Origin of the sequence: Bacillus sp. PS217, assembly GCF_037963535.1 — a bacterium.
Taxonomy (GTDB): domain Bacteria; phylum Bacillota; class Bacilli; order Bacillales; family Bacillaceae; genus Bacillus; species Bacillus subtilis.
In genome coordinates this window covers 225,001-227,500 of record NZ_CP150157.1, presented here as the reverse complement: position 1 = coordinate 227,500, position 2,500 = coordinate 225,001, and the positions used below count along the sequence as shown (strand labels likewise).

Here is a 2,500-nt window from a genome sequence, read left to right as displayed (position 1 = left end):
TCTCCGGATCAAAGCTTGCTTACAGCTCCCCGAAGCATATCGGTGTTCGTCCCGTCCTTCATCGGCTCCTAGTGCCAAGGCATCCACCGTGCGCCCTTTCTAACTTAACCGTTAAAAAGAATCACTATGTGATATCTTGTGTTACTAATTGAATGTGATGTCTACTGTTATCTAGTTTTCAAAGAACACATTTCGAAGGAATGATCCTTCAAAACTAAACAAGACAGGGAACGTTCTGTTTATAAGACCCAAGGTCTTATATTCCGTATAATATCCTTAGAAAGGAGGTGATCCAGCCGCACCTTCCGATACGGCTACCTTGTTACGACTTCACCCCAATCATCTGTCCCACCTTCGGCGGCTGGCTCCTAAAAGGTTACCTCACCGACTTCGGGTGTTACAAACTCTCGTGGTGTGACGGGCGGTGTGTACAAGGCCCGGGAACGTATTCACCGCGGCATGCTGATCCGCGATTACTAGCGATTCCAGCTTCACGCAGTCGAGTTGCAGACTGCGATCCGAACTGAGAACAGATTTGTGGGATTGGCTTAACCTCGCGGTTTCGCTGCCCTTTGTTCTGTCCATTGTAGCACGTGTGTAGCCCAGGTCATAAGGGGCATGATGATTTGACGTCATCCCCACCTTCCTCCGGTTTGTCACCGGCAGTCACCTTAGAGTGCCCAACTGAATGCTGGCAACTAAGATCAAGGGTTGCGCTCGTTGCGGGACTTAACCCAACATCTCACGACACGAGCTGACGACAACCATGCACCACCTGTCACTCTGCCCCCGAAGGGGACGTCCTATCTCTAGGATTGTCAGAGGATGTCAAGACCTGGTAAGGTTCTTCGCGTTGCTTCGAATTAAACCACATGCTCCACCGCTTGTGCGGGCCCCCGTCAATTCCTTTGAGTTTCAGTCTTGCGACCGTACTCCCCAGGCGGAGTGCTTAATGCGTTAGCTGCAGCACTAAGGGGCGGAAACCCCCTAACACTTAGCACTCATCGTTTACGGCGTGGACTACCAGGGTATCTAATCCTGTTCGCTCCCCACGCTTTCGCTCCTCAGCGTCAGTTACAGACCAGAGAGTCGCCTTCGCCACTGGTGTTCCTCCACATCTCTACGCATTTCACCGCTACACGTGGAATTCCACTCTCCTCTTCTGCACTCAAGTTCCCCAGTTTCCAATGACCCTCCCCGGTTGAGCCGGGGGCTTTCACATCAGACTTAAGAAACCGCCTGCGAGCCCTTTACGCCCAATAATTCCGGACAACGCTTGCCACCTACGTATTACCGCGGCTGCTGGCACGTAGTTAGCCGTGGCTTTCTGGTTAGGTACCGTCAAGGTACCGCCCTATTCGAACGGTACTTGTTCTTCCCTAACAACAGAGCTTTACGATCCGAAAACCTTCATCACTCACGCGGCGTTGCTCCGTCAGACTTTCGTCCATTGCGGAAGATTCCCTACTGCTGCCTCCCGTAGGAGTCTGGGCCGTGTCTCAGTCCCAGTGTGGCCGATCACCCTCTCAGGTCGGCTACGCATCGTTGCCTTGGTGAGCCGTTACCTCACCAACTAGCTAATGCGCCGCGGGTCCATCTGTAAGTGGTAGCCGAAGCCACCTTTTATGTTTGAACCATGCGGTTCAAACAACCATCCGGTATTAGCCCCGGTTTCCCGGAGTTATCCCAGTCTTACAGGCAGGTTACCCACGTGTTACTCACCCGTCCGCCGCTAACATCAGGGAGCAAGCTCCCATCTGTCCGCTCGACTTGCATGTATTAGGCACGCCGCCAGCGTTCGTCCTGAGCCAGGATCAAACTCTCCGATAAAGTAGTTTGACTGACTACGCACATCGCTGTGCGATTTTTTAAAAACTGAATTAACAGGTACGTTTTGTCTTGTTTAGTTTTCAAAGATCATTTTGCTTGCTTTGTTAAAGCAACTTTATTAGTATACAATGTCACTTCTTCAAAGTCAACAACTTTTTTTAAAAAAATTACACTAACGTGCAATTGCTTGGCGGCGTCCTACTCTCACAGGGGGAAACCCCCGACTACCATCGGCGCTGAAGAGCTTAACTTCCGTGTTCGGTATGGGAACGGGTGTGACCTCTTCGCTATCGCCACCAAACAAATTGAGAGTGTTCTCTCAAAACTAGATAACAGGTGTGACATCATTCAAAATGTGGTTAAGTCCTCGATCGATTAGTATCTGTCAGCTCCATGTGTCGCCACACTTCCACCTCAGACCTATCAACCTGATCATCTTTCAGGGATCTTACTTCCTTGCGGAATGGGAAATCTCATCTTGAGGGGGGCTTCATGCTTAGATGCTTTCAGCACTTATCCCGTCCGCACATAGCTACCCAGCGATGCCCTTGGCAGAACAACTGGTACACCAGCGGTGCGTCCATCCCGGTCCTCTCGTACTAAGGACAGCTCCTCTCAAATTTCCTGCGCCCGCGACGGATAGGGACCGAACTGTCTCACGACGTTCTGA

4 rRNA genes (2 of these 4 running past the window's edge) are annotated in these 2,500 nt (G+C 51.1%); all 4 read right to left on the bottom strand.

What is annotated here, in order from left to right:
• A 23S ribosomal RNA gene (locus NSQ83_RS01375) occupies positions 1 to 110 on the bottom strand (it extends 2,818 nt beyond the left edge of the window).
• Positions 111 to 280: 170 nt separating this feature from the next.
• Positions 281 to 1,830, bottom strand: a 16S ribosomal RNA gene (locus tag NSQ83_RS01370).
• 185 nt (positions 1,831 to 2,015) lie between these two features.
• Positions 2,016 to 2,131: ribosomal RNA gene (rrf, locus tag NSQ83_RS01365) — 5S ribosomal RNA — on the bottom strand.
• Positions 2,132 to 2,185: 54 nt separating this feature from the next.
• A 23S ribosomal RNA gene (locus NSQ83_RS01360) occupies positions 2,186 to 2,500 on the bottom strand (it continues 2,613 nt past the right edge of the window).
• Together the 16S, 23S and 5S rRNA genes form the textbook arrangement of a ribosomal RNA operon.